Source organism: Klebsiella sp. AqSCr (assembly GCF_008452795.1).
In the GTDB taxonomy this organism is placed as follows: domain Bacteria; phylum Pseudomonadota; class Gammaproteobacteria; order Enterobacterales; family Enterobacteriaceae; genus Klebsiella; species Klebsiella pneumoniae.
Window position 1 is genome coordinate 1,196,436 of the sequence record NZ_MJDM01000005.1, and the last position, 25,180, is coordinate 1,221,615.

Annotated in this window: 28 protein-coding genes and 1 pseudogene; 5 read left to right on the forward strand and 24 right to left on the reverse strand. The window is 50.5% G+C overall.

Going from position 1 to position 25,180, the window contains the following annotated elements; genetic code table 11:
- Positions 1-4 precede the first annotated feature (4 nt).
- On the reverse strand, positions 5-643 hold the full coding sequence (locus BHE81_RS09780; RefSeq protein WP_002911528.1) for an RpiB/LacA/LacB family sugar-phosphate isomerase: 639 nt from the start codon (positions 641-643) through the stop codon (positions 5-7).
- A 171-nt stretch (positions 644-814) separates the two neighbouring features.
- On the opposite strand from BHE81_RS09780, the pseudogene BHE81_RS09785 reads away from it, so the two are divergent.
- Positions 815-995: pseudogene (locus tag BHE81_RS09785) on the forward strand (hypothetical protein).
- A gap of 57 nt (positions 996-1,052) precedes the next feature.
- Positions 1,053-1,550 (forward strand): non-heme ferritin, encoded by a 498-nt coding sequence (gene ftnA, locus BHE81_RS09790; protein ID WP_004141101.1) that lies wholly within the window; start codon positions 1,053-1,055, stop codon positions 1,548-1,550.
- Positions 1,551-1,585: 35 nt separating this feature from the next.
- Here ftnA and BHE81_RS09795 read toward each other — a convergent pair whose 3' ends face one another.
- Positions 1,586-1,825, reverse strand: a complete 240-nt coding sequence (locus BHE81_RS09795; RefSeq protein ID WP_004175410.1) for a YecH family metal-binding protein — start codon at positions 1,823-1,825, stop codon at positions 1,586-1,588.
- 191 nt (positions 1,826-2,016) lie between these two features.
- Between BHE81_RS09795 and tyrP the strand changes: the two genes are divergently transcribed.
- Positions 2,017-3,228: a tyrosine transporter TyrP gene (tyrP, locus tag BHE81_RS09800; RefSeq protein WP_004151453.1), complete on the forward strand. Its 1,212-nt coding sequence runs from the start codon at positions 2,017-2,019 to the stop codon at positions 3,226-3,228.
- Between the two features lie 24 nt (positions 3,229-3,252).
- On the opposite strand, the gene BHE81_RS09805 is transcribed toward tyrP, so the two are convergent.
- A complete protein-coding gene (locus tag BHE81_RS09805) occupies positions 3,253-3,921 on the reverse strand; it encodes a YecA family protein (RefSeq protein ID WP_004141106.1) in 669 nt (222 codons plus the stop codon).
- Between the two features lie 98 nt (positions 3,922-4,019).
- Positions 4,020-4,901, reverse strand: coding sequence for a dihydrodipicolinate synthase family protein (locus BHE81_RS09810; RefSeq protein WP_110246373.1), 882 nt, complete (start codon positions 4,899-4,901; stop codon positions 4,020-4,022).
- A 562-nt stretch (positions 4,902-5,463) separates the two neighbouring features.
- Between BHE81_RS09810 and BHE81_RS09820 the strand changes: the two genes are divergently transcribed.
- Positions 5,464-7,215, forward strand: a complete 1,752-nt coding sequence (locus BHE81_RS09820; RefSeq protein WP_149888792.1) for a hypothetical protein — start codon at positions 5,464-5,466, stop codon at positions 7,213-7,215.
- Positions 7,216-7,386: 171 nt separating this feature from the next.
- On the opposite strand, the gene BHE81_RS09825 is transcribed toward BHE81_RS09820, so the two are convergent.
- On the reverse strand, positions 7,387-7,599 hold the full coding sequence (locus BHE81_RS09825; RefSeq protein ID WP_228268708.1) for a hypothetical protein: 213 nt from the start codon (positions 7,597-7,599) through the stop codon (positions 7,387-7,389).
- A 113-nt stretch (positions 7,600-7,712) separates the two neighbouring features.
- Positions 7,713-7,952: a hypothetical protein gene (locus BHE81_RS09830; RefSeq protein ID WP_040225406.1), complete on the reverse strand. Its 240-nt coding sequence runs from the start codon at positions 7,950-7,952 to the stop codon at positions 7,713-7,715.
- 384 nt (positions 7,953-8,336) lie between these two features.
- On the opposite strand from BHE81_RS09830, the gene BHE81_RS09835 reads away from it, so the two are divergent.
- Positions 8,337-9,137, forward strand: coding sequence for a hypothetical protein (locus BHE81_RS09835; RefSeq protein WP_149888794.1), 801 nt, complete (start codon positions 8,337-8,339; stop codon positions 9,135-9,137).
- A gap of 225 nt (positions 9,138-9,362) precedes the next feature.
- Here the strand turns inward: BHE81_RS09835 and BHE81_RS09840 are convergent, their stop codons facing one another.
- From BHE81_RS09840 to BHE81_RS09925, 18 genes are all read right to left on the reverse strand, one after another.
- Entirely contained in the window at positions 9,363-12,512 is a 3,150-nt protein-coding gene (locus BHE81_RS09840; RefSeq protein ID WP_228268709.1) for an SGNH/GDSL hydrolase family protein, read from the reverse strand.
- Between the two features lie 75 nt (positions 12,513-12,587).
- Complete coding sequence (locus tag BHE81_RS09845; protein ID WP_149888795.1) at positions 12,588-15,656, reverse strand: host specificity factor TipJ family phage tail protein; 3,069 nt, start codon at positions 15,654-15,656, stop codon at positions 12,588-12,590.
- Positions 15,653-16,033 (reverse strand): hypothetical protein, encoded by a 381-nt coding sequence (locus BHE81_RS09850; RefSeq protein ID WP_004152651.1) that lies wholly within the window; start codon positions 16,031-16,033, stop codon positions 15,653-15,655. The genes BHE81_RS09845 and BHE81_RS09850 overlap by 4 nt, the downstream gene beginning before the upstream one ends.
- Positions 16,034-16,042: 9 nt before the next feature.
- Positions 16,043-16,525 (reverse strand): DUF1833 family protein, encoded by a 483-nt coding sequence (locus BHE81_RS09855; protein WP_064184942.1) that lies wholly within the window; start codon positions 16,523-16,525, stop codon positions 16,043-16,045.
- Complete coding sequence (locus tag BHE81_RS09860; RefSeq protein WP_004899614.1) at positions 16,512-16,991, reverse strand: hypothetical protein; 480 nt, start codon at positions 16,989-16,991, stop codon at positions 16,512-16,514. Before BHE81_RS09860 ends, BHE81_RS09855 begins: the two co-directional genes overlap by 14 nt.
- On the reverse strand, positions 16,991-19,537 hold the full coding sequence (locus tag BHE81_RS09865; protein WP_058842798.1) for a phage tail tape measure C-terminal domain-containing protein: 2,547 nt from the start codon (positions 19,535-19,537) through the stop codon (positions 16,991-16,993). The genes BHE81_RS09860 and BHE81_RS09865 overlap by 1 nt, the downstream gene beginning before the upstream one ends.
- A gap of 61 nt (positions 19,538-19,598) precedes the next feature.
- Complete coding sequence (locus tag BHE81_RS09870; protein WP_004899620.1) at positions 19,599-19,976, reverse strand: outer membrane protein assembly factor BamE; 378 nt, start codon at positions 19,974-19,976, stop codon at positions 19,599-19,601.
- A gap of 63 nt (positions 19,977-20,039) precedes the next feature.
- Complete coding sequence (locus BHE81_RS09875) at positions 20,040-20,303, reverse strand: hypothetical protein (protein WP_004899621.1); 264 nt, start codon at positions 20,301-20,303, stop codon at positions 20,040-20,042.
- Positions 20,304-20,305: 2 nt separating this feature from the next.
- Positions 20,306-20,689, reverse strand: coding sequence for a phage tail assembly chaperone family protein, TAC (locus BHE81_RS09880; protein WP_004899623.1), 384 nt, complete (start codon positions 20,687-20,689; stop codon positions 20,306-20,308).
- A gap of 43 nt (positions 20,690-20,732) precedes the next feature.
- Positions 20,733-21,224: a phage tail tube protein gene (locus BHE81_RS09885; protein WP_000115125.1), complete on the reverse strand. Its 492-nt coding sequence runs from the start codon at positions 21,222-21,224 to the stop codon at positions 20,733-20,735.
- A 56-nt stretch (positions 21,225-21,280) separates the two neighbouring features.
- The gene (gp17, locus tag BHE81_RS09890; protein ID WP_000561415.1) at positions 21,281-21,646 is read right to left on the reverse strand and encodes a tail completion protein gp17; all 366 of its coding nucleotides are present in this window, start codon (positions 21,644-21,646) and stop codon (positions 21,281-21,283) included.
- Entirely contained in the window at positions 21,643-22,182 is a 540-nt protein-coding gene (locus tag BHE81_RS09895) for an HK97-gp10 family putative phage morphogenesis protein (RefSeq protein WP_000763233.1), read from the reverse strand. Before BHE81_RS09895 ends, gp17 begins: the two co-directional genes overlap by 4 nt.
- The gene (locus BHE81_RS09900; protein ID WP_004184710.1) at positions 22,175-22,507 is read right to left on the reverse strand and encodes a phage head closure protein; all 333 of its coding nucleotides are present in this window, start codon (positions 22,505-22,507) and stop codon (positions 22,175-22,177) included. The genes BHE81_RS09895 and BHE81_RS09900 overlap by 8 nt, the downstream gene beginning before the upstream one ends.
- 1 nt (position 22,508) lies before the next feature.
- On the reverse strand, positions 22,509-22,706 hold the full coding sequence (locus BHE81_RS09905; RefSeq protein ID WP_004143899.1) for a hypothetical protein: 198 nt from the start codon (positions 22,704-22,706) through the stop codon (positions 22,509-22,511).
- A gap of 60 nt (positions 22,707-22,766) precedes the next feature.
- Positions 22,767-23,093: a head-tail connector protein gene (locus BHE81_RS09910; RefSeq protein WP_017880223.1), complete on the reverse strand. Its 327-nt coding sequence runs from the start codon at positions 23,091-23,093 to the stop codon at positions 22,767-22,769.
- Positions 23,041-23,283 (reverse strand): hypothetical protein, encoded by a 243-nt coding sequence (locus BHE81_RS09915; RefSeq protein ID WP_044067369.1) that lies wholly within the window; start codon positions 23,281-23,283, stop codon positions 23,041-23,043. The genes BHE81_RS09910 and BHE81_RS09915 overlap by 53 nt, the downstream gene beginning before the upstream one ends.
- Positions 23,284-23,319: 36 nt before the next feature.
- The gene (locus tag BHE81_RS09920) at positions 23,320-24,483 is read right to left on the reverse strand and encodes a phage major capsid protein (RefSeq protein WP_058842800.1); all 1,164 of its coding nucleotides are present in this window, start codon (positions 24,481-24,483) and stop codon (positions 23,320-23,322) included.
- Between the two features lie 11 nt (positions 24,484-24,494).
- Complete coding sequence (locus BHE81_RS09925; protein ID WP_032413442.1) at positions 24,495-25,163, reverse strand: HK97 family phage prohead protease; 669 nt, start codon at positions 25,161-25,163, stop codon at positions 24,495-24,497.
- Positions 25,164-25,180 lie beyond the last annotated feature (17 nt).

A 25,180-nucleotide genomic window follows, 5' to 3' on the forward strand; every position in this document is an offset into this window, starting at 1 on the left:
ACGGTTAAGCGACGATCTGGCGAACAAAGTCTTCGATTGCTTTATCCTGGCAGTTTTCGAAGAAGCACTGCTGGAAGCGTGGGCCGGAGACTGCGGTTTTCACCAGCTGCGGATCGATGGCGCGCAGGGTATCGAGGTAGTTCTCTTTTACTACTGCTGCTTTGACCTGGTTGAGGATCCCGGCATTGCGCACCTGCGGTTCTTTGCGCTCCGGCGGATAGCCTTCGCCGTTGCGGCCGGTAAAGGCTTTTTCAAAGATAAACCGCACATTCAGTTCGGCGCCCCAGCCGAAGCCTTTGGCAAACGGCAGCGACAGCGCATTACCGTTGTTGATCTGGGCAAACAGGAACGCATCCGCCGGATCGATACAGTAGCCGCAGACCACGCCCGGATGGATGTTCAGCGACATCAGCGCCCCCTGACCGGTACCGCAGCCGGTGACCACGAAGTCAACTGCTTTCGAATTCAGCAGAATACTGGCCATGATCCCAAGATGGATGTAGGTCAGATGATGATCGTTCTCATCGCTCATGCCGACGTTATAGACCGGGAATCCTTTTTCGTCGGCAACCGCGTTAAGCTCCTTGAGGATGATGGCGTTTTTGTTCGCCTGGCTGTTCTCCATCATCAGTGCAATCTTCATGGTTTACTCTCCTGAATGCTGTGCGGGCCTGCCCGCAGAATGTCATTGGCGTTGACTGCACTCTACTACCTTGAAAACAAACTTTCAAATTTTATGAAAGGTTGTTTTAAAATTTACGCAGTGCTTCACACTTTCGCAAGCTCCCCCTGTCTGTTGACCTCAGCCCTCTGCATGCTGGCGCATCCGCTTCGTCCTCCCTTACCACCCGCCGGCGACAAAGTCCTGACCGCCCCTGGCAACAATGAATAATAAATTAAAAGCATTCTCATTTATTATTAAACTGCCAATGCGTGTTATTCCCATTAGCATTTTAAATAAAACATTTTTAAATTTACTTTTTGCAAATAATTAAATAACAAATTATAGTGGCAGCCAATAACATCTATTATTTAATTCCAGGAGTGCAACGATGCTGAAAACGGACATGATTGACAAACTCAATGAACAGATGAATCTTGAACTCTATTCTTCTCTTCTTTATCAGCAGATGAGCGCCTGGTGCAGTTACCACAGTTTTGAAGGCGCCGCGGCCTTCCTGCGTCGCCATGCTCAGGAAGAGATGACCCATATGCAGCGCCTGTTCGACTATCTAACCGATACCGGCAGCCTGCCGCGGATCAACGCTATCGCCTCCCCGTTTGCCGAATATGCCTCACTCGACGAGCTGTTCCGCCAGACCTACGAGCATGAGCAGCTGATCACGCAAAAAATAAATGAACTGGCGCACGCGGCCATGACCAGCCAGGATTACCCGACCTTTAATTTCCTGCAGTGGTATGTTGCTGAACAGCATGAAGAAGAGAAATTATTTAAATCGGTGATCGATAAACTGACCCTCGCTGGAAAAAGCGGCGAAGGTCTGTACTTTATCGATAAAGAGCTGGCTACCCTCGACGCGCAGAATTAATCCCCCGCGCCGCGACAGTCCGTGTCGCGGCCCTCTTAATGTCGGCAGATCTTATTTTCTGCGGTAGTAAAACCTTCCTCTCTGGCAATAAATTTGCCTTTTTTCTCTAAAAACGCCACCAGCTGTGCGGCGCTTAGATTCTCTGCTGAACAGGTGTGAAACCGCGCCTCTTCGCCAAAGCGGCGGCGAATGGCGGCCTCCAGCGAGGCAACCGTCCAGGACTCACCCGAGGCGAGCATCATCTGTAAAACTTCATGACCATGAATAGAAGACATAACCCCTCCTGCAAAAACCGCCAGCTTAGGCCAGACCGTCAACCCGCGCCTTGCGCCAGCGCAGGCTTTCGCCCTCTTATTATGTAAACATTTCATTACACAACTTGTAATCCCGATTTGACGAAAGCCGTAATATCCCCTACTCTGCGCGGCATAATTTATTGTTATTTGCTGTAGGGATAGCGAAAAGCGTGAAAAACCGCACTCTGGGCAGTATTTTAATCGTAGCTGGCACCACCATCGGTGCAGGAATGTTGGCAATGCCATTGGCCGCCGCAGGCGTCGGCTTTACCGTCACGTTGGGTTTACTTTTCACCCTGTGGGCATTGATGTGCTATACCGCCCTTTTGCTGCTGGAAGTCTACCAGCATGTCCCTGCCGATATGGGGCTCGGTTCTCTGGCGGCGCGCTATCTGGGCCGTTATGGGCAGTGGGTTACCGGATTCTGCATGCTGTTTCTGCTGTACGCCCTCACGGCAGCCTATATCAGTGGCGCCGGTGAATTACTCGCTTCCAGCCTCAACCAGTGGCTGGACTGGCAGCTACCGCCGGCCGCAGGCGTACTGATCTTCACCCTCCTCGGCGGGGCGGTAGTGTGCATTGGCACCGCGCTGGTGGATCTGTTCAATCGCTTCCTGTTTAGCGCCAAAATCGTCTTCCTGGTGATTATGCTGGCCCTGCTGATGCCGCACATTCATCAGGTGAACCTGCTGACGCTGCCGGTTGAGCAAGGCCTGGCCCTGTCGGCCATTCCGGTGATTTTCACCTCCTTTGGTTTTCACGGCAGCGTCCCGAGCATCGTCAGCTATCTGGGGGGGGATATTCGCAAATTGCGCCGGGTATTTATCATCGGCAGCTTTATTCCGCTGGTGGCCTATATTTTCTGGCAGCTGGCGACGCTGGGCAGTATCGACGCCCCGGCCTTTACCGCCCTGCTGGCAAATAACGCTGGTCTGAACGGCCTGCTGGAGGCGATCCGCGAAGTGGTGGCGTCACCGCATGTGGAGCTGGCCGTTCACCTGTTTGCCGACCTTGCGCTGGCGACGTCATTCCTCGGCGTCTCGCTCGGCCTGTTTGATTATCTGGCGGATATGTTTCAGCGTAAAAACAGCGTCGGCGGGCGTCTGCAGAGCGGGATAATCACCTTCCTGCCGCCGCTGGCGTTCGCCCTGTTCTATCCCCGCGGTTTCGTCATGGCCCTCGGCTACGCCGGGGTGGCATTAGCCGTGCTGGCGCTGATAATGCCGGCTCTGCTGGTCATGAAGAGTCGCCGAGAGCATCCGCAGGCTACCTGGCGGGTCGCCGGCGGCGCACCGACCCTATGGCTGGTTCTGCTGTGCGGGATCGGCATCGTGGCTATTCAGTTCAGCATCGCTGCCGGGTTGTTGCCCGCGGTGGGATAAAAAAGGGGCCTGCTGGCCCCTTGTTCATTTCGCTAAGCAACACTGCTTATACTTTTTACCGCTGCCGCATGGGCAGGGATCGTTGCGTCCGACTTTCGCTTCATTTCTTATTGGCTGCGGGGCCTCCACCGGCTGCGGATTCGCTATCCAGTACTGGTAAAGCGCCAGCGCCGCCGGCGTGATACGCTCGATGCTGGCGATAAATTCATCCGCCGTCAGATTATCCAGCGCGCTAAACTGTTCTTCGCTGCCGTGGAGCGCGATAGCGTCCAGCTCCGGCTGGAGTTCAGCGGGCAACGTCGACCAGTCGCTCAGCGCCACGCCGCGCAGATAGCCAAAGCACCACTCCTCGACTATGGTCAGCTCCTGACCTTCCGCTTCGCGGGTGCCGAACAGCGGTTCGAACTGATCGGGATAAGACTCCAGCCGTTCGGCGATATCGCTCATATGCTGCAGCGTCAGATTGACAAAGCGATCGCGCTCGCGATCGTTGGCCCAGCGCGGGACATTATCCGCCCCGCCCCAAATCGCCAGCAGCCACTGAGCGGGTTCGATGTCGGTCGGCGCAGAGAGGATCGCCGTCAGCAGGCCATCCAGTTCAGAGACATCCAGAATGGCGCCTTCGGCGGCGTATTTCGCCAGAGTGTCATCCAGCCATTCCAGTTCGTTTTCGTTCAAAGGTCCGGTATTCATTCACAGGCTCGCATGGTAAAAATCGGGCCTACAGTAGCCGAATTGCCGACAGAAAGCCACCCGGCGATACCTATTGCGTCGGTGTCAACGATACGCGATCAGGCCAGGCCGCGCAGCGCCGACGCCACCTCACGACAGGCCTCCTCCCCTAACGAAAGCAAAGGACGGGGAAGCGAGTCTGGATCGCAGAGTCCGAGCATCGCTGCGGCGCTGGCTATCACTCGCAGGCTACCACCATAGCGATCAAAGGATCGCCATAGGGGGGCCAGCTGCTCATTCAGTGCCGCAGTCTGCGCCACATCGCCGCTACGTATCGCTCTTACCAGCGCCAGTGAGCAGCGGGGAAAGAGTCCGCCGCAGACCGAATACCAGGCTTCGCAGCCGGCCTGCAACCCGGCAGTGGCCCACGCATCGCCGCTAACGCCAAGCGTAACGCGAGAGGGAAGATGCTGACGCAGGGCCGCTACACGTTCGCTCGCCTGTGGCGCGGGCAGGCCGGGAATTTTAATCGAGGCAATGGCCGGCAAGGCGGCGATGCGCCCCTGCAGCTCATCCGCCAGCATTACGTGGGTAGTGCGGGGATTGTCATACAGGCAAACCGGCACCGAGACATGCCGGCAAACTTCTTCGTAAAAGGCAAAGATCTCCTCCGCGGAAAGCGGCTGATAGGACATCATCGGCAGTAATAACGCATCCGCCCCTGCCTCCTGAGCATCCTCCACCAGGCGTAGCACCTCGTTAGTCGCAATGGCGCCGACGCCGACCATCATCGGGATCGACCCCGCATGCGCCTTCGCCACCTGCACCACTCGTCTGCGCTGCTCACGGCTGAGATAAGCGTAGCTACCGGTTGAACCTAAGATGCCCAGAGAGTCGACTCCGGCATCGGTAAGACGGGCGAGAATACGAATAAACGCTTTTTCATCAAATTTTTGCTGATGCAAAGGTGTCAAAGGAAATGCGCAAAGTCCACTGAACATGCTGCCTCCGGCAGGCTGGGCTGAGAGTCCGTTTGATAGTAGCAAGGCGCGATCGTTTTGTCCTGGGACAAATGAGAAATTGACTGTAAGGCAAGAGTTAACCGAAAAACGCCGTGGCGTCAGGCTGGCGGGAAAGGTATCAGAAAGCGAAAGTACAGAAACAAAAAAACCACCCGTAGGTGGTTTCACGACACTGCTTATTGCTTTGATTATTCTGTATTTCCCAATGGTACCCGGAGCGGGACTTGAACCCGCACAGCGCGAACGCCGAGGGATTTTAAATCGCGCGTTTTTGACATCATAATCAAAGATATATCATCGAGTTTCATAACAAACACGAACGAAATTGCCCTTAACTATCATATAGTTAAAAACACAAAGATCGCTTAATTATGAAGTCGTTAGTCATATAATTACAAGTCCTTTGTCATTACAAGCGCTCTATGATCTTAGTTGCAGGAACTTATTTACACGTTCATATTAGTTACGGTGATTGACTGCTAAGTGTCAACAGCAGACAGGCAGTTTGCATATACTCATGATTATCACAGAGGACTAGTAAGTGCTTGATTATATATCAAAAATACCATTACCGGTTGACCAAATACCACAAGGCCTAAAGGATCTACTATTTGTTGAAGACAACTCCAACCCTCAACGAGATATTACTGTAACTCATCGTTACGAAAGAAATATACATCAAGATGATTATGAATATACTCATATGATCATGGCTGTAGTTCCCGAAGATGATGTCACAAAATTAAATGTTTTACGTGAATCAAGTGAAGGTGTTGTAACATATTCCACGCCACATTGTACAGAGAAAGGTGGAGCTAGGGGGATAGATATATCTATTTCTGGTTATGGATATATAGTAGCCTCTTGGGGATCTAATGCTCACTACTCCTTTTTTTTGGCCGAAGATGTCTGGATGAAGCTGGGTTTAAAACCAAGGCTCATAGGTGATGATGAACAAAAAGTAATATTTGATGAGGTTGCCTCGCCATCTTATGGTGTCGCCCAAGGGGATGTCTCAAGCGAATACTACTTCAAAAGCAAGAAAGATGTAAAATGGACAATGAGGAATGAATTTCTAAGGAAATACTTATGGATGAAAGGTTGCATAGGAGTAAAGGTTTTTTTCTTCGAAGCTTATATCGAACGAACCAAAGAGGTACTAGGTCTTTTATCAGGGTCTAATCACTTTGTATTAAACCTTCCTTGGATTGATTTTGAAATAGTTGATCATGGAAATAGAGTAATACTTCAAGCATGGGGAACCGTACAATCTGTTCTGCCCGAACTTTGTGCTGAAGTGGACATCAACAAATTAGTATGGCCTGGCCACAAAGATCCGATGACAGCGTCCCGAGCTCGCGATTTTAGAAAAGATGAATATGTATATGTTGATGATGCTTTTCTTATTAAATATGAGAAAGATAAAACCTATGAAGCCATTCCATTTCTTTATAACGGCCATTATCAAGTAGCCCCTAGTTATGGAGGACAGTGGGCCTTTAGAGACTGTGTCAGGGTCGGCAGAAACTTAGTAAAAATACCTTTTTATGAGCTTTACCGAGGGGTTCCAGAAAAGGAAGTGTACCATGTATTCGATTATGCGAAAGATCAGAACCTTATCGACGTTAACTCATTAAATGTCGAACATATTGTTTCTAAGACTTTTAGATTTGCAAGAGAACTAGCAAATCTAAATGATAACTTAGTATCCTTAGGATATTTTTTAAATGTTCCCCTATCTAGTTCTGATATTTTTGAATATAACAATGATGAACTTAATGCAGAGGGATTAAGAAATTATCCTGTATTGCAAAAGCTTTCTCATGTAGCCTCATGCGATATGCAAGAGCAAGATTTTTTAGCGAGATGCAAAACTATAAACGAGATTACAAATAAGATTAAAATTGGTTCATTAAAGAAATTAAGTATCGCAATGGGCGTAGCCCCAAAGGATGTTGATAGATTGCAAGCACTGAAATTATTACAAGGAATATTAAACCTTACTGATGCTATTATTGAACAGAATGAGGATAAATCAGCACTTAAACATGCTAATGAACTTGCAACATTTAGTTCGCCTAATCCTAAGTTAGCCTCTCTCTTCATTAATAATGATTTGAGAAATGCTGAAGCACATGAAGCAGTAAATAAATCAATCGTACATTTATCTAATCTTGGCTTTGATAGTGCAACTTTAGCATCCGGTTATAGCCATGCGTTAGATTTTATATTTGATAAAATAATTGAAAGCATTAAAAATTTGAATGCTAATTTAAATAAAATTCTGAATTAGAATTACGAGTAACGGATAAGCTTTAGAAGTACTTCTAAAGCTTTTTTAATTACTCTTTCCGACACTTTCTACGTTCAATTTAGAAGCACTGTGTTATCTTTTTGCTCATATATTGGTACGTTAGTCACCCATTTATCTGTCAAAATGCTATTATCAATATCCGCTTATAGCTCATATTGGACATTCGTCATCAGTAGGCCAAGCTTGATTGATGACGAATGTCACCACCCCGACAACAGTAACCTCATCCAGAGCCTCACCTTCCAGCGCTTCACCATCCCGAGTGATGAAAGCCTTCCCCATAACTTTCGCAAAATCTGTACCGCCGGAGTACTGGATCAATACCGTGTCCTGCTGCTTTGGTTTTTCGGAGAAATCAACCACTGCATAACCAGTTTCTGTCTGTACGACCCGAGTATTTGGGCCGATGCTGCATAGCTTATCGACGGTTAGCCGTCCCTCTACATAGTCTGATGCTGGCGATGGAAATCCCACGATTACAGCCCTCCATTCGGGTTGTAAAGCTGGAATGTGCGATCGTCACCTTCCTGAGTAGAGACATCCCGGAAAGTGGTAACATAGTGCTCAATCCATTGGTTAGCCTGGCGCGGTGACCATATCCAGTTAACTTTGGCGAGTTCCCGGATAAAACCGGATGTTGTCACGGTGCGACGGCCATTAGGCTCAATGACAATTGCCTGACGCCAGGCTATTTCGATATCTGAGTTTCTCGGCATAACCCCCCCTGAAATACTGCTTTTATATACAGTAGTTTTATCGACGATCCAAATCAAGATAGGGCGTGCCTATCAATTTTATCTTGTGTTGTAACATACTGATGTCATGGGTAAAACAAGTCCTTTCGTGACTTCAATTCCAAATCAATTGATGCTTTGTCAGTCTTTGTAGACAGGAGTTTGCATTGATCTTTTTTCTAAGTGAAACTACTCTAGGCTTAAACGTGTTGTGTTTGCGCAACTGCATCATATGAAGGAATGGTAGATATTGTTTTATAAGGCAGGGATATTTGCATAATGTTCAGAGATTGCTATGCAGCATAGAGTCCTGTTATATTAAAAAAACTAAAAGCATTGCTAATTTTGCCAATAGAAGAGAAACATATGTTTGGGAAAAAATGTATTTTCTGCAAAAAAGACAGTAGCACAAACAAAATAACCAAGGAACATGTATTCCCTAAGTGGTTAAAAAAAGAACTAAAAGAAACCAGAGGCCTAGTATATACTTCGCAATATATTGAACATAGAAAGCCTATTGACAATTCCAAATTCAAAAAAGGACTGCATCCGTATGATCAAGTTGTAAATGATGTATGTATGGTATGCAACAATGGTTGGATGAGTGCTTTGGAAAGTAGAATAAAGGACTTATTGACAAAGCTAATTCATGGGCATGATATAGTTTTAAATGAAGAACAATGCAATAATTTTGCCTTATGGTCAATAAAAACCGCATTAATATTATCACATTTAGAAAAGGGGCGTTCCACAGTACCACCCCAGCATTACACAACAATAATGAATGGTAACATACCTGATAATGTATCTGTCTTTATAGGATATTACAGACACGACACCGACTTCACATCAAGATTCCTTAGAGGCCATATTAATTTTGATTCAACATCCCCGGATGACTCTCAGACATTTTATTTATCAACTTTCACAATCGGACATCTTTATGTCCATATATCTTATTTTTCCGAAATAGAAATCTTCAAAAACCTTCATTCCTTTGACCTAGGCAAACATTTCAAAGGCAGCATTCTCCGTATTACACCTGAGTTCCATGGCGGCCGCTTAGAGTATCCAACAAAAAACCCGATAAATTACACAAAAGAAGATATGAGCGCTCTTTCTATCTATATGCTAACCGGAGAAGTATCTCAACCTTATGGCACTTAGAGTGTTTAAAAACACTGACAAATCGTGTCTTACAATATAAACTCACCCAGCCAAATTTAAAATAAATTTAGAGGGCGACAGTATATAAAAAAAACAACAGATCACTTTTGCATTATTATACTTCCACATTGTGGCAATACCCCTCAGAATTTTCACATAAAAAAATGAAAAGCACTGTCCAAATTATGATTTCGCACAGTGCAAATTTAATTACCTAATATTAAGTTAATTTACAGATATGCCTAAGGCGCGAGCTATAGCTCCAGCAATGACATACCCTCCCGTTGATGGGTCAGGGTGTAACCCGTCCCCTATCATCCATGGTCTGTCTGATCCAGCTGCGTAGTCCTCGTGTTTCTGACCGAAGGACGCCTGCAGGTTCAGAAAGGCCACATCACGATCATCGCGCGCAATCTTATACATCACCTCCGCGTAAGTGGACATGGGAATACTGTTTCCGCCGTCGCGGTTATTTTCCGCCGGGCAAATCAGCAAAATATCAGCCGTTGGCCGCACAGAACGAACCCGATCTATCATCGTGAGAATATTAGCCCGGAATGTTGCGGCAGAGAGCTGCGCGCCCTGGTCGTTCGTTCCCAGCATGATTGTCACGAGGTCGGCCCCGAGGTTATCAAAAGCATCAAGCCAGCGCTGATCCATTGCGTTGACCCAGTGATTGGTATGAGAACCACTACCCCCCATTTTATGAACCAGGACACCCGACATGGTTTGATTGAGGATATTCGCTCCGTACAACGTCACCGGAGGAGTGATAACCGTAAACGTTACTGTGCCGCTACCGGTTGTTGGTAACGCCAGCGGGATAATCTGCATCCCGGCGGGATGAGCCGACAGGTCAATCGTGACGGGGTCAGCCATCCCGGTTCCCTGGCACTGAATAACACCAGATCCCCCCTCGGCAAACAGGAACGAATCAAAACCCAGCGCAAAATTCTGGCTGTATGAAATCGTTGCTCCGCTTGCACTCGCCGTCACAGACGAAATATCTGGGCCATGCCCTGTGTTGTAAGCGCAGAAAAATCCGGACTGTACAACTGATGTACCCATAACATCAGTATTATCGCCGTTAGGATCAAAACCAAACGAACGCCAGCCGTACCCAATGGGGGGGATAGTTGCGGCCGTGCCTGCACTATTGAAATAGCGCCAAAGGATTTGTGCCACTTTCAGCACATAACGTGGTGACATTCTGGTGTAGCTGTCTCCCATCATCGCAACGATAAGACGAACAGCATCCCCAAAAGACATTTTAGTCATCCGCATATGCGTTTCCCGAAGACGCTCAATACCAAAAACATCCGGGACCGCTTCTGATACAACTTCAGCGCCTTTCACTTTGACAGGCGTGCCGTCAGGCATTTCTGACAGGTAATAGAACGCGTATTCCTCAAATGCAGTGGCGCTGTCTCCTTTCTCAACCTGGGCTTCTACATACCGATCCGAGCCAAATGTAATTCTCACATAGGCAATTTCCGAACCAGTAACGAACGAAGTCAGTGTCTGAGTGGAGGATGCATCCGTACGGATAAACGTTTTACTGGCGTTATAAAACGTAATGAACCTGGCGCCAACACGAAGTGCGTAAGACGTGCTGAATTCAACGGGAATATAATCTGAGTACACGTAACGTGAGTCAGGGGATATAACAGTGCCCGATTCATTAATATACCCTGATTGCACGGTCGCCCTGTTAAACAGGTTTTTCCCCAGTACTATCAGTCCATGCTTTACAAAATCAATATCGAGCTGGTCTGCGTCAACAATATCTCCAGGAATTCGGATCTGAAAACCGTCAGGCAGTACTTTGCGCATGACATGCACATAGTCTTCAACGGGCGGCAGTACTGACGCTCTGGCGACAAACATCGCATCTTTGTTTGAAAGAAGGGTGGTTATTCTCACATACGCTGCCGATGCAGGCGCAGTGACAACATTAACTGCTGAAACCGACGAAAGATGTTTTTTGTCCGAGTCGTAGAAGTTAATGAAGCGCATCGACCGGCTTGAATTAAGAACATCACCCGCCGACACTTTAATGTATTCCGAGGTGATGTATACGGACCCACTGGCTGCCGGAACCGGGAACCATGCACCGAACTCATTGATATAACCATCAACCACCTTGTTCTTATTGAACAGGTTCGTACCGGGGCCGTAGAGGTCTGTTTCCGTCAGGGCTTTTACCGGTTCAGAAAAGACTACTGGCACACCTGAATATTCCGATGGGGCCTTTGATTTAAACGGCTCAAATTCGGTGGCCTTATTATTCCTTTCCACCATGGTAACAGACGCCACGACAGCAGGAATTTCTATCCGCATATACGCGGCATTTGACGGTAATGTCAGCGGATTGACAGGTTTTGTTGAATAGGACGAATCATACTGGCGGCTGATAAACACGCCTTTCGCATCATAGTATGTAGCTGCTTTCCACGGATGATCGACACAATAAGGTTGAGTCGGGTCAACAGGGATGTATCCCGATACGGTCATGCTGGTATCAGAGTCTGTAAGAATTGTGCCGATACTGGAAAGATGCACGCCGGGCATAGCGTCGGCAGGATTGAATAAGTTTTTACCTGCAGTAAAGCCCAGCGTTCGATAGGAGTTTGTCGGCGCCCCTTTGATATTATCCCGCAGTACTGCCTGATATGCCCGATAGGGCATTTCGCCAGCACCAAACGTTACCTGATAGGTGTCGATGTTTACCAGCGGTACCGAAACAATAAAATAGGCAGTACCGGCAGGCGCTGTAAATGCAGTAACAGATGAGATATCAGACAGATAATTGTCGTTACCATCAAAAAATGTCACTACACGAGTGAGAAGCCTGGAAGTGTAAGCTCCCCCGGCCACGGCAGAGATCTTTTCTGAATAGCAGTACTTAGGATTTTCCCTGGGGATCCCTGTTCCCTCAAACAGATAGAACCCGGAGATCACCGCTCCCTTGTTGAACAGGTTCATGCCGGGGCCAACAAGACTGGGGATAATCCCTTCTACGGTTTTCTGTGAAACCATACGGCGCCCGGTAGGCTGCAGCGTCCCGCCAACGTTCATCACCTCAATTGCGAGCGCACTGTTATCCGGGCTGCGGTAATACGTGGTCGAGCCCACCGGAATATTCACGATGTCTGCCTGCGCCGCTGCCAGCGTCTGATACTGCTTACTGAGCGGGATGATGTTTTGCCTGACCTCATCGTTTTTCGCCATCATCTGACGCCACGTATCCAGCGGTTCACCTGCGCGGTCGTTAACCGTTCCTGCCGGACCGTTAACCAGCTCGTCAGCGCGCTTGACGTTATCCAGGAATATTTCAGGCGTCGTCGTTCCCAAAGGCGGGTTAAGTTCGGCCATGTTTTTTGCTCCAAAAAGAGACTTCGCCCAAACGAGGGTTTGAGCGAAAGAAAAGTTGAAAGGGATTTTTTGGTATTAAGCGACGTCGCCGGGGTATGTGGCGTCGTCGTACTGGTAGAACGATTCGAGGTATTCTTTAGCGGTGACCTGACAGGTTCCGTCTGACTGCGGAGCGATCTCCTCTACAATGGCGTCGTAGACGTGGCGCGTTGAGCCGCAGAACACCAGGCGGATCGGCTCGATGGTTGCCGACGACAGGTCAACCTTCATCGGGTCATCAAACTCGCTCAGGTGCGGGACTGACAGCTGAAAATCACCCACCCTGCTAGCCACCATCAGCCCGGATGCAGAGCCATCCTGATAGCGGATCAGCGCGCGGGGGTTTTCGAAAGACCAGTCCAGCGGCTCCGTAACGGTGAACGTTGTCACGCCACCAGCCGTTGTCATCGCCTCCACCAGACAGGAAATCGTGTTGTTACCCGGAATATCATCCGTGAGCACGATGCGATCGCCCGTGTTGTAGCACAGCGCGTCCAGCTCGGTAGTGGTCTGGAACGTCACCCGCTGCTGCAGGTATTTCATCAGGCGGCGCATCCCGATTTGGTAGGCGTGATCCTGATTCAGTACCCCATCGAGTTTGTAGGCCTCGATTTTCACCGGCGTGGGATTTTCTGGCGTCCGGCATTTAACGGTCTCCTCTGCCCAGGTAGTCCCGTTGATGTACGTCACGTCGACGCCATCAAAATCATCGTCGGACGGCACCGTAAATCCGCTCTGCAGCTCCTCCACCATCTCATGCGGAGTGATCACGCCGGTCCAGGGCTTAATCCCTTCCCTGCTTACGGTAGCCAGGCCATCACTCAGCAGAAAACGTGACTTCCCGGCGTTGGCTATCTTCTGCAGCATTTCCAGCGCTGAGATACTGTCGCCCGTGGCGAAATCGAAATACTCTCCCCGTGGCGTCCAGTACGCAGACTCCAGCGCGTTGATGGTGTCGGCATCCATCTCCAGCCCCAGCGAGTTCCCAACATGCAGCAGCGCCCCCGAAATGGTTCTGGCCGTTCCTGAGTCATAGGCGCGCGTGGCCACAACGTTAACGCGACGGTCTGATTGCGCCGCCAGCTTCCCGCCCGTCTCAACGGTCACCGCCATCAGCGACACGCCGGGATAGGATGAAGGGCGCGTCAGCAGTCGCCCGCGCAGCGCATGCCAGTACATACTGTCTCGCGCGTTGTTTGAGCCCTGCTCATTGCGCCGACGGCAGCGAACCTCTACCAGCCCTGGTGAGCTGAGGGTGATCCGCTCAGTGAAACCTAACCCGTTGACGTTTTTCAGCGCATACTCGCCCTGGTGACTCACCCACCCCGAACCGGAACCGTAGACGCGATACTGAATCTCCCACTCAACATGCCGAAGCCGCTTTTTCCCCTTGCTGTCAAAGCCACAGATGCCGTTCGGGAAGGAGAAATTCACCTCGAACATATCGACGGTCTCATTTTCAGGGCAAACCAGGAACGGCCCCAGCCAACTCAACGTGTCGTTAAGACCAGTGGCCTCATAGTCGATCATCGTCCGGGCGGTGAATCCCGGCCATGACTCATCAACGGCACCATTAACCAGGCGCGCCACCGTCGCCGTTGTGCCGTCGGTCGAGACAATGCGGTACTCATTCCCGCGGTGAGCAAGTGAAAGCCTTTGCACCCCCTCCGGCATGCCGGAAAAGGCTGTTCCCGTGGCGCTGTTATAGGCAAGCGTCACATTCGCCGTTACCGCCGGGCTGCCGCCGGTTGATGCCGTGCCGGAGGTGTAAACCGGAGCATCACCGAAAACAGCTGCAGGCAGCGAAGAGGACGTGATCGCCCCACCCGTGAACGGACTGGCCGACTCGGTTATCAGTACGGTGCCGCCGTTGTCCTGTGCAACCAGGCCGGAGCCAGTGAGTCCCTCGGTGATCGCCGCCAGCAGTCCCGACATCGAGACATAGTTAGCCACCAGCGACACCGGGTAGGTAACCCCTTGCCAGGTGATCGTGAACGTGCTGGAGCTGGTCGAAAAATCGTAGGTGGTCGGGGCCGCACTGGCCTGGAGTTTTGCCGCACTCCCCCCGGCGCCGGGCACTGCAGCCTGACCGGGGGTATATGACGCGATAAACAGATCGTAATCGACAGAGTTAAACCCCAGCGTCACCGGCATACCTACTACCGGCGCGATCTCCGTCAGCAGCGGGCTGGCGATAACACTGTATCCAGCCGCCGAAGTGATCTGGTAGTTCGCCGGGGCTTTCAGTTCGACCACGGCGCCGGCGACCCAGCTAGGCGGCAGCGCGTTATCGTTCTCGTCATTATCGTCATCATCATCCGTGTCCAGCCCGGTAAACGTTACGCTCGAACCGGATACGGTCATGCTGTCTGCGATAATGTCGTCTGCGTCCGGCGACGTCTGGGCCATATCCAGCCCGGTGCCGGATGACGTCCCGCCCACTTCGGTGGAGTTGACCCAGTTTTCGCTGCGCTCATCACCGGAAACGTCCGCGCCTGGCGGGTAATGGGTGCTGCTGAATCCAGGTAGCGTTGAAGCTGGCGTACTGCCAACCCTGATATCGCCATTGGTATAAATCAGATCACCGACACCGAGACACAGCAGCATCTGGACGCGCATTTTCGTAGGATCAGCGGCATCAAACCGGGTAACCGGCTGCACCACATAATCAGGGTAGATACGCACCCGGCCAAACACCTCACGAATGGCATCACCGAGTTTTGCCGTATTTGCCTTTGCCGGGTTCAGGTCGAGACTCCGCCCTGTGGATGAGGTATAGCCGCCCGTATCGATGTTGCTCATCATAAAAAGCGAATAGGCTGCAGCGGCAACGGAGATACCGACGCCGATCCACGCGATTGTGGCGGCCTCCAGCCCGAAGGGAACCGGATAAAGCCTGACATCACTATCAGGGCGGATCACGCAGGTGGCCCACTCGCCTGGCAAAATTGACTGCCCCTCGACCTCAACGGTCAGCGGTGGGACATCCCGATCCTCGTAACCCTCAACATTTGCCACCAGCCAGGTGCGAATACTGGTTACACCATGCTCATGCGTTTCCAGTGGTTCACCGGGAAGCCGGGACGGGTAAAAACGAATGGTCATTGCCAGAACTCCACTTTGACAAATCGGCGCTTAAACCGCGGCAACGGCAGAAAGGTGACGTTCGTACCCGGATTGCATTCCGCCACATGCAACAGACCATCGATACTGACCACGATCCCTACGTGGGTGACAGTCGACCCGGAATAACAGGCCACCCCGGCCCCTTCGCAGGGTTCGCAGCGCTCAAGGGTAAGCATCATCCGGCGTGCTTCCCGGTCGAGGCCGCCGTCGTCTTTGGTGACCCCTGCAAAATCGGGCCAGACGGGTAAATTCAGGTCGCGGCGTATCTCGTTCACAATGCCGAAACAGTCGAGTTGCGGGTATACGCGCCCGCCCTTCAGCCAGGTGACTGAACGGTATTTATCAGGGTTAAACATTGGGATTCCTTAGCTGATATAACGCAGTCCGGGGAATACAGGGAGCGTGTAGCGGTATCGCGGCCAGGCGGTATCGAGGATATTCATGTAGCCCGCAGTGATCTGCACCTCTGTCGCCGTCCAGGAGCCCGACTTGATTTTCAGCGTATACGGCACTTCCGCAGGGGCCGCTAAATCCGTGGAGATATAACGCCGGTACGTCAGAAATGCAGACAGACGGTTAGCCAGCGCATTGCGGATCGCCGTGGACACAACACCATCGATATTGCACAGGGCAAATTTGAGGTCCTGCGTGCCGTCCGCATTACGCGCCGGCAGCGCAATGTCTATCGCACAGGCGGTAAACGTTACGGTATCGCCGTTCTCCGTCGTTGCCGTGATGTTCTCGTAACCCTGGCACAGATAATGGACGTCAGAACCAATGGTGATCTGCAGCGTTTCAATGATCACCTCCGGGCCGCTGCTGGCGTAGAGGCGTTTAATCTGCGTCATGCTTCGGCCACTCCTTATTCAGGGCAATATCAAGCAACGAACTTCCGACTATCCATTCCGGGTAATGCCCCCATCCAGACGGCGGCAATGGGCGCTCCCAGAGTTCTACTGGCGCGGTATATCTCCAGTAAAATCCGCCTTCTGGCGTGGGGCCTTTATAAATATCCGTGAAACGACACACGTAATTTTTCAGCCCTACAGGCGTTAATAACGGTATGTTGAACCACGCCGCCCCATCTGATAACTCATCCCGAAACCACGCCTCAAAAGCCTGCGCCTGGGCGTCAGAAAAAATCCAGGCCAGATCTGTTTGGGTTGGTGTCGAGGTGTAAGCACGCCGCTGCCGTGCCCGGCCAGTTACCATCTGAGTCCGTTTCAGAGGAGATACAGGAGTTAAACCAAAACTCTCTTTAAGCGGTCCAGGCAGGTAAGCGGAGGGGTAATAAAGCGTTGTGGTGATAGCCATTAGCTAATTTTCCTCCCCGAGGTAGTTTTCCCCATCAAGGCCTTATGCAAATCACCCTGACCGCTTGCGACTGAATTAACCGCCTTCCGGTATCCCCTTTCTGCCCCCTCATCTGCAGCTTTACGGACCAGCGCCAACGTTGCATCGGAAGGGTTACCATTGATGGGGATAGTGATCGTGGGAGAATAAATAGTTCCACCACCGGTTGACTGGTTTGCTACTCGATCCAGAGTAGCATCCAGTTTGGCACTGGTCGCTGCGGTGGTCACCCGCTCTCCTTTTTGAAGCAACCAAGTACCAGTTTCAGGAACTGCATCAATCCCATCGTGGGCCATGCCAGAAAGGGAAGCTGCAGAAATAGCAGCAACCATAGGTTCTGTTATAGCCGCTGCAGCAGCCATCGCGGCTGGAGCTAATCCCGGTCCGACAATTGGGATTGCAGCCGTTGATGCAAAAGCGGCAAGTTGAGCCTGCAATGCGGTTGCTTGCGCGTTAGCAATCATTGCAGGAATCGCAGAGGCTTGGGCTGTTTTGTTTACCAGCATCTGAACACCTTGATACACAATCCATTGAGCAGCCATATCAACCAGAGCTTTAATCACTGCCTGGCCAAGGTCTGCAAATACTCCCTTTATTGCCTCCCCCATCGATTCAGTTCCGCTTACAACATCATATAAATGTTCTGAAACTGAGTCCGTAGCAGCCCCTAAGATTGATGTCATTGCGTCCGCTGCTTGTTGGTAATAATCAGTTGAGCTATCAGCAAAATCAGCTAGAGCACTAGAAATACCAGATTGCCAATCATTTCTTAGGTCATCTGACTCATGGTAATAATCATTTTGGATCTGCAATCTTTCTTCAAGAGCTTTTTTTAAGGCGGTTTTCTTTTTTTCATATAAGCTTTCTTCAATGTCGCCAGCTTGAAGTTGATTTAAAAGCTCCTCTTGTCGAGTTTCATAATCCTGCTGAATGCTGTTTATTTCACGCATTCTTTCGCGGTCTTTCCCTCCGAATGAAAGACCGGATAGTTCATTATCATAACCCTGTTTAACAAGCTTATTCTGTTTATTTAAACCTGACACATATTCTGCAAGCTTAGCATTCTCCTTGTTTGTGCGAAGCTCTTCTTTTCTTGCATCAAGAACTTTTGCAGCAGTACGAAGTTGCTCTTTCTGTGACTCTGATAGTTTTTTAAGGTTTCCGCTGGTTATATCAAAATTAATCTTCTCCAGTTCGGTTACTTCTGCAGTTTTTTTACCTGTTGTTTCAATTAGGGCGGCCTGCTTTTGTAAATCAAGCAGTCTATTTTTGAAAGCATTGTCAGTAGGATTGCTTTTTGGTTTTGTTTTTGGCTGGTTCTGGTTAGACTCCCCTTTGCCCAACGAAAAATCATTATCTTTAGAAGTGTCAATGCCAAGATCAGAAAGTAGAGATGTGAGCCCTTTCGCTCCTCTATCTACCTGCTCCGGAGTCATGCTTGACTTTATCGCGCGAAGAAATTGAAGACGTTTAGTTAAAAAGGCTAATTCGTCTTTTTGTTCCTTACTTTGATTCCCTCGTTTGTTAAGGAATTCAATGCGCTGTGCAATATCACTTTCATCAGCAGCGTTATAATTACCAGATACAGCACCGATACGAGAGCGGGTATAAGTTGCAATGGCCCCCAGGCCACCAGCAATACGCCCCACAACCCCGGCAAGGCTTATGGCTTCACCAACCAGGTCTGATAGCCCCTGAAGAACAGCGGGATCGGTGAAGACGTCACGAATATCATCAAGTCCAGACTGTAATGGCGTAAGATCCACTTTAGCCAGCCCGGAGGCTATTTCCATCTTCAGGCCACGAGCGCTAGCCTCAATATCCTGAAAGAACTGGTTTACTTTGACGAGGTTGTCAATATCCTCTTGTGGCGGGGCAATACCAAAATCTTTTGATAATTGAATAAATTGCTTTAACTTCTCATTGTTGTTCTCGAACAATGGAAGCATTTTTGATAAGTCATTACCGAGGCTTTCAAGAATATTAGTTTTACCAGCCTGACTCGGTATTTTCTGCAATGCTTCACTGATAGCCATAAGTTGCTTATCAGGAGATTGCTCGGAAAGTTTTTTAGCAGAGAGGCCAAGAGTATCGAGTGCTTGAGCCGCCTCTCCTGATTTATTTAAAACAGCATCACCAACTTTATCATTAATGTCTTTAAAAATATCTGCAATGTTATCGCCAGTTAAACCAGCCTGTTCCGCTGCGTATTGCCATGACAATAAATCCTGCGTGGACATTTTTAAGGATTTAGCCCAGCGGTCGGCCTCAGTTACCTGTTGAGCTGTATTTTTAACAATGGATAACCCAGCAGCCCCTATTCCAACTGCTGCTGTGGCTGCAGCTGCCCCAACTGCGATGATTGCTGAACTTACCTCTTTGGCGTCTTTTTTTACCTGGTCACTCCACTTCTGGGAAGCTCTTTCGGCTTTGCCCATGCCCTGAACAAATCCACCTACTTTGGCAATCAGGTCAATTGTTAACGTACCGAGTGACTTGCCAGCCATTGCGTTTTCTCCAGGCAATAAAAAACCCCGCCGCAGCGAGGTTCATCATTAATTTGAAAGGCTACTTTTTAAATGCCTCAGCATAGGTTTGGGCAGTTTTTTGTGATGACTCCATGAGATCATCAGTCAGCGTTTGCTGCCCCCATTTGGTTACTTTCCCGTTTACAAAAGTAACGACCAAACGATCATTGGCTAACTGTTCATTGTCTACAATTGTGTAGGCATACCGTGTCTTATTCCAATAGATCCAGCGCTCACGTTCTGCGTTTACATCCGTCCGTCGCGGTGCTCCCATGATCTGCATAACATCATTTTTTGTCATACCAAGGGACAACAGCATTGACTTCTGGTTGTAGTCAATTTTCTGTTCTGATGGCGCGCAAGCTGTGATAGCTATAGACGAAGCACCAAGAAATAAAGCTAAAATTATCTTTTTCATACCCCTATCCATGTAGTTAATGATCTTATGATCATAGTGATGCTGAATTGTATTTTACAATTATTAATGCCAACTTTTCATAGCATCTTCCAGAGATAATGGCGCTTCGTTGATGTGCGGTGCAAAGTCACTTACCTTGAACGGCGGCGTGTTCTTTGCCTTATTGATGTTAGCCAGGACAGAAGCCACCAGCGAAGCCCCCCACTCGGTTCGCATCATAACGTTAAGCTGACCATACTTATTACGGTACTTTACCCACACCTGAAACTCACGAAGGCTCATTCGCTCCTGAGCCTCCGCTATGGTCCGCCCGCCGATGCCGTTCATGACTAACTCACACCAGAACTCGTCTTCTCCTGTGAGTTCGTAGTCTTTCCCAGATCGTTGACTTCCTGGATGACGGCCAGCAAAGCAATAACGATTGGCCCATCGAGCGCGCCACGGTCTTCAGATGCAGTTCCGAGAATGTCTGCCTCAGTAAAGATTTGCTTCCCTTCCTCATCGCAAATATGGGCAGCAATACGCCCAGCCACCGGATCAGATTTTCCGTTGTACGCCAGCAGTTCAGCTTTAGTGGTGTGGTAGCCCATCGGGCGCACATAGACGGTTGCGATATGCTCTTTCCCGTCACGGCCTTTCCACTTAATTTCTTTTTCCACGGGACGCCCGGTAAAAGCACCGGTTTCTTTTAACGTATCGAGAGTAAGTTGCATTTCAGCTCCTGAATAGAAAAGCCCGGATAACCGGGCATATTAATTACGCTGCGGCCTTCGGCACCCATACGGAAGAGCCAGACCGCTGGATCGTGGCGGAGGTCGTCACAACAGCGTTACCCTGAAAATCAAACGGGAAGTCAGAAACGTAACCCTGGAAAATGAACCAGGTGCGATCCGATGGCAGCACCAGGCCATCAACAGCATCCTCAGCGCCAGGAGCGGCGGCTGTCGGGACACTGGTTCCATCTGACCAGCCAACCGCAAAAGTTAACGGCGTCTGGTCATTCGCTTCAGCGAGGCCATGCAACATAATGTGGCTGGCGTTCGTCGGATCAGCGTTAAGCCCGACGGTTGCGGCCGCAGGCGTTTTAAGCCCCTTTTTGTAGGTTCTGGAATCCCGTTCACTCAGACAGGTATCTTCAATCTGATCGGCAGGGTTCCCGCCGGGGTTGAAACTGGTGATGCATTCAACCTCGCTGACCACGCCAGACTTGAGCACAAAAAACTGCGTGCCTTGCGTTAATACAGACATGTTTTGTCTCCATAAAAGAAAAACCCGCACAAGGCGGGTCAGTTTGGGGTTGTTGGTTATCTGGTCGTTATCCAGTCAACATCGAAGGAATAGCGGTATCGCATTGTTTCAGGGTCGCGGCTTTGTTCACCCCATCGGGTGATATAGGCCTTGCCCTCTATTGCGTCACGCAAAGCGCGGGCAACGGCGATCACATCGGTGTCAGTATCACCATAGACATCAACCTGCAGAGAATAGTGATCTGCATCTGGCCGCTGGTTTAGATAATTTTCAGGGAAGCCACCTACGTTTTGCCAGACTGCGTAGGGATAAACGATATTGTCGTCCTGCATACCGAACGGATAAAGCCGCACGGGAGTAGAACCTAACAAATCCCTGACTGCCTGGCTGGCTGCGCAAACTGCAAATATTGGAGCAATCATACCGGAGTTCCTTTTTTAGCCGCCCGTCGTACAGCGCGATCGATGGACTTTTCCAGCTCCAAAGCAAAAACGTTAATCACATCGGCATCGACCCCATTCAGTGCAGGCCTAATTATTGGCCTCGCTGCAGCATGTTCTGTGCCGAACTCCAGGAATCGCCAGTACCAGGTATCCCCGCCGGGATTACCTTTATCTCCGGCAGTGTTAAAACTTTTACCCGCCCTGCCTTTTCGGACGTTGGCCTTTGTATTGGCGTATTGCCTGGCGCCTCCCATCACCCCGACACGAAACGTTGGATCGCCGGTTCTGCGAAATGCCTTGCTGCTGAAACTGACCACAATGTTTTTGTAGATAGCCTCTTTGGTGAGAGGATCATCAACCCGCGCGGCATTATTGCGCGCTCTGTCCCTGATGACGTTTGCCGCTTTACGCAGCGCTGCACGACCGGATTTATCGCGAGTGACCTGTGAGACGGCATCCAGTTTCCCCAGGACGGAATCGAGGCCGGTCAGGTTTACTTCCACGCCATCAGCCATCGTTAGCCCCCTCTGAACAAGGCAGTGTCAGGTATTCCCTGCCGCTCCGTGGATCAGGTAAAACGCCCTCAATGTTGTAGATGCGGCCACGAAACAGGATCCGATGTTTGCGGGTAACACCCTCACGGTAACGAATCGTTATCCGGGTGGTAACTTCGCCCTGAGAGGCCTGGGCGGCGATAAACTCACGTGCGGATAAAGGAGCGACTTCGGCCCAAAGGGTTGCGACATCGCGCCAGGTATTAATTACGGCTCCCGTTGTCGGGTTCTGTTCTTTGACCGGTTCCTGCAGGGTGATCCTGTGACGCAATTTTCCGGCCTGCATATCACCCCCTGGGTTTCCCGCTCAGATAGGTTTGCTGCTCTGGCGCCTCATCGAGATCGCCGGCAAGCGACTGGATAATTACATCGGACAGGGCGACGTTAGACTCAGCCAGGCGGTTTATCGCTTCCGTCTGCTCTCGCTGTGCTGTTGTTTGTTCTCTCAGCGCTGCTATCAGCGCGTTTACCAGTTGCTCGTTCATAGGCTATTTTCGTCCACTTTTTTAACCACTCACGCCGTTTAGCACATCCTGAGCAGCCCATTAGTTCCACCTCCGGTGCCTAATCAGCAGCGCCTCAACGCCCAGCGGAACTTCCGATAGGTTCTGCGCTGCCGCTTCGCGGTTCGCATACCAGTGTCCAATCAGCAAAAGCATTGCCGCCCAGATGCCGGAAGTAAAAATAACCTCACGGGGCTGAGTTTCCCCTTCCACTGGCGGCGTTAATGTTTCGACCAGCGCACCGTCGCAGAACCGCTCAACATAATCGACGGAGGCCGAAGCATAGGCAGCAATAAGCGTATCTTCGTCGTCACCATCAACCTTCAGATGCGCCTTTATCTGCGCCAGCTGTTCCTCGCTTATTTCCACCTTTACCCCCTGGTTTGGCTTTAGCAGGCTCCGCAGAACCAGAGTCTGTTGCCTTTTCCGGCTCAACCGCCTCGGCCAGATGCAGTTTCACCAGTACTTCGCCGATTTCTTTATGCACCTCGCGGATTTCCCCCTGAGATACCGTACCCAGGTGATAATGCGAGAACATACGGAGAGCTTTAATTTTCATCTCATTTACGCGGCCATTGCTGGCCGCGCCCTTTTGTTATGGACCAGTGCTGACAGCAATATCACCCGTCACAATCGCTGCCGGGCGATAGTGGGCCAGCGCCAGGCGCTCTTCGCAAAGGATGGTCAGCATGTTTTTAACGAAGTTATCGCGGTCCTGGTTGCTGATCTCGATGGTGGCATCCATGCGATCCCAAACCTGCGACGCCAGGCCAAACGCGCCAACGGTGAATTTGCCTGCCGTCTGCGCTGTGGTCGACACCACCGGAAGCCCCCAAAGCACTTTCGAGGCAAACGCCTGCGGGCCACCGAGAATGTAATTGCCGTTAGCGTCCTTCAGCAGGGCAATACGGTGCCAGTCCGCCGGGTTCAGAATGATGCCGTCTGCTTCGAACTCACTCAGCGATACCTGATAGATGGCGTGTGCCAGAACATCAGCGCCAGTATCTCCGGTTGCGTTGAGTGTGGTTTCGTAGTCATTCGCTACTACGTTGAGCCCCTGCAGGTTATCGCCGGTACCGTCCCCGTTCAGCATCTGGTTCTCTTCCACCAGTGCCAGTCCGTACATCATGCGGGAATTGAGGTAAGACTCGAGCGCCGGGGCATCATCCATGATCTGGCGCGATGCCTGGATCCAGTGGGCGATAGTTTTCACGTTCGCCGTTTCTTTGGTGAAGGTAATATTACTTTCCGGCTTGAGGGTACCTTCTGCCACTGGTGCTGCAGCGTTGGTAAACACGTTTTCGCGCACGTATTCCAGCGCGTTACTGGTGATACGCCCCTGTGCCAGCAAGTCACGCACGGTCAGACGGCGAAGACCCGGCATAAGAATACCCGGCAGCTGCTGCGGCTGGACCAGGGCGCCTGCCGAGGCTGCGCCGGAACCAATCGCTTTATCAAAACTGGTGACTTTCGCTTTGGTACGCGAGCCGTCCCAGCCCTTCATCAGGTCTTCAGATACGCGCTGAGCAAATGACTTCTGCGCAGTCTGATCAGGAGAGTTTCCGGCCAGTTTCTGCTCAAGATCGAACAGGCGGGTGCCGGTGGCTTTCAGTTCTTCCTGTGCTTTCGTCAGATCGATCTGCAGCTGCTTGTTGATTTCACCGGTCTGGTTGATGGATTTACGCTGTTCTTCGATAAGCTCCTTTACTTCTTTTTGGGAGTTTTCGATAGCTTTTTCCAGTACAGATAATTCAGACATGTGTTACTCCGTTAAGGTGTCCGCAGGTTAGCGGCAAATGAGTTAATGCGCTGTGCCAGCGCGTCAATGTCGTTGCTACCGAACTCGCTTCGGCCTGCAGACTTAACACGGGCGATAAATGCCTGTGCTTCAGAACGCGAAAGCCCGACTGAATCCCTCAGCCAGGCCTCCGCATCGCGAATAGATTTGATGCTGTCGATGCTCTTCATGGCCGTTACGCCAGCAAGCTCGTTAGCCGGGAAAGTACAGACGCTAATTTCCCGCAGGTAAGAGATGTTTTTGAAGATGAGCCCTGACGTGCCAACGGTGTAATCATCAGGCCCAACGGAAAACCCCACAGACATCCCTTCAACCGTGCCATGCTGCATGGCAGCTTTCAGGTCTTCGGCCAGGCTAAGCCCTGGAGTAAGTTGACCACGGACAAATAGCCCCTTGTCATCTTCATGCATGGCATCCCATTTACCGACCGGGATAGCACGTGTCTGGTGGTTAAAGAACATGGCCACCTTGCGACTCTGGTTAGCAATCACACCAGCAAAAGCACCTGGCAAAATAATGTCGCCATCGGCGTCGGTGTTATTAAAAACCGAGGCATACCCTTCAAATGTTCCCTTACTGCCGTCGCCGATGAACTTGATTTCTGTCTGGTCGAAAGCCAGCGTCTTCTGAATGTCAGGCATCATAGCCCCCATAAAAA

What these genes read in the sequence shown, in the direction of transcription:
- BHE81_RS09885 (WP_000115125.1), bottom strand. Translation starts at nt 21,224, where the DNA reads ATGTCTGTATTAACGCAAGGCACGCAGTTTTTTGTGCTCAAGTCTGGC.
- BHE81_RS09880 (WP_004899623.1), bottom strand. Translation starts at nt 20,689, where the DNA reads ATGCAACTTACTCTCGATACGTTAAAAGAAACCGGTGCTTTTACCGGG.
- BHE81_RS09850 (WP_004152651.1), bottom strand. Translation starts at nt 16,033, where the DNA reads ATGTTTAACCCTGATAAATACCGTTCAGTCACCTGGCTGAAGGGCGGG.
- BHE81_RS09835 (WP_149888794.1), top strand. Translation starts at nt 8,337, where the DNA reads ATGTTTGGGAAAAAATGTATTTTCTGCAAAAAAGACAGTAGCACAAAC.
- gp17 (WP_000561415.1), bottom strand. Translation starts at nt 21,646, where the DNA reads ATGATTGCTCCAATATTTGCAGTTTGCGCAGCCAGCCAGGCAGTCAGG.
- BHE81_RS09810 (WP_110246373.1), bottom strand. Translation starts at nt 4,901, where the DNA reads ATGTTCAGTGGACTTTGCGCATTTCCTTTGACACCTTTGCATCAGCAA.
- BHE81_RS09780 (WP_002911528.1), bottom strand. Translation starts at nt 643, where the DNA reads ATGAAGATTGCACTGATGATGGAGAACAGCCAGGCGAACAAAAACGCC.
- BHE81_RS09795 (WP_004175410.1), bottom strand. Translation starts at nt 1,825, where the DNA reads ATGTCTTCTATTCATGGTCATGAAGTTTTACAGATGATGCTCGCCTCG.
- BHE81_RS09905 (WP_004143899.1), bottom strand. Translation starts at nt 22,706, where the DNA reads ATGAACGAGCAACTGGTAAACGCGCTGATAGCAGCGCTGAGAGAACAA.
- ftnA (WP_004141101.1), top strand. Translation starts at nt 1,053, where the DNA reads ATGCTGAAAACGGACATGATTGACAAACTCAATGAACAGATGAATCTT.
- BHE81_RS09845 (WP_149888795.1), bottom strand. Translation starts at nt 15,656, where the DNA reads ATGACCATTCGTTTTTACCCGTCCCGGCTTCCCGGTGAACCACTGGAA.
- BHE81_RS09915 (WP_044067369.1), bottom strand. Translation starts at nt 23,283, where the DNA reads ATGAAAATTAAAGCTCTCCGTATGTTCTCGCATTATCACCTGGGTACG.
- BHE81_RS09895 (WP_000763233.1), bottom strand. Translation starts at nt 22,182, where the DNA reads ATGGCTGATGGCGTGGAAGTAAACCTGACCGGCCTCGATTCCGTCCTG.
- BHE81_RS09870 (WP_004899620.1), bottom strand. Translation starts at nt 19,976, where the DNA reads ATGAAAAAGATAATTTTAGCTTTATTTCTTGGTGCTTCGTCTATAGCT.
- BHE81_RS09860 (WP_004899614.1), bottom strand. Translation starts at nt 16,991, where the DNA reads ATGGCTATCACCACAACGCTTTATTACCCCTCCGCTTACCTGCCTGGA.
- BHE81_RS09855 (WP_064184942.1), bottom strand. Translation starts at nt 16,525, where the DNA reads ATGACGCAGATTAAACGCCTCTACGCCAGCAGCGGCCCGGAGGTGATC.
- BHE81_RS09875 (WP_004899621.1), bottom strand. Translation starts at nt 20,303, where the DNA reads ATGAACGGCATCGGCGGGCGGACCATAGCGGAGGCTCAGGAGCGAATG.
- BHE81_RS09925 (WP_032413442.1), bottom strand. Translation starts at nt 25,163, where the DNA reads ATGCCTGACATTCAGAAGACGCTGGCTTTCGACCAGACAGAAATCAAG.
- BHE81_RS09805 (WP_004141106.1), bottom strand. Translation starts at nt 3,921, where the DNA reads ATGAATACCGGACCTTTGAACGAAAACGAACTGGAATGGCTGGATGAC.
- BHE81_RS09900 (WP_004184710.1), bottom strand. Translation starts at nt 22,507, where the DNA reads ATGCAGGCCGGAAAATTGCGTCACAGGATCACCCTGCAGGAACCGGTC.
- BHE81_RS09830 (WP_040225406.1), bottom strand. Translation starts at nt 7,952, where the DNA reads ATGCCGAGAAACTCAGATATCGAAATAGCCTGGCGTCAGGCAATTGTC.
- BHE81_RS09840 (WP_228268709.1), bottom strand. Translation starts at nt 12,512, where the DNA reads ATGGCCGAACTTAACCCGCCTTTGGGAACGACGACGCCTGAAATATTC.
- BHE81_RS09865 (WP_058842798.1), bottom strand. Translation starts at nt 19,537, where the DNA reads ATGGCTGGCAAGTCACTCGGTACGTTAACAATTGACCTGATTGCCAAA.
- BHE81_RS09920 (WP_058842800.1), bottom strand. Translation starts at nt 24,483, where the DNA reads ATGTCTGAATTATCTGTACTGGAAAAAGCTATCGAAAACTCCCAAAAA.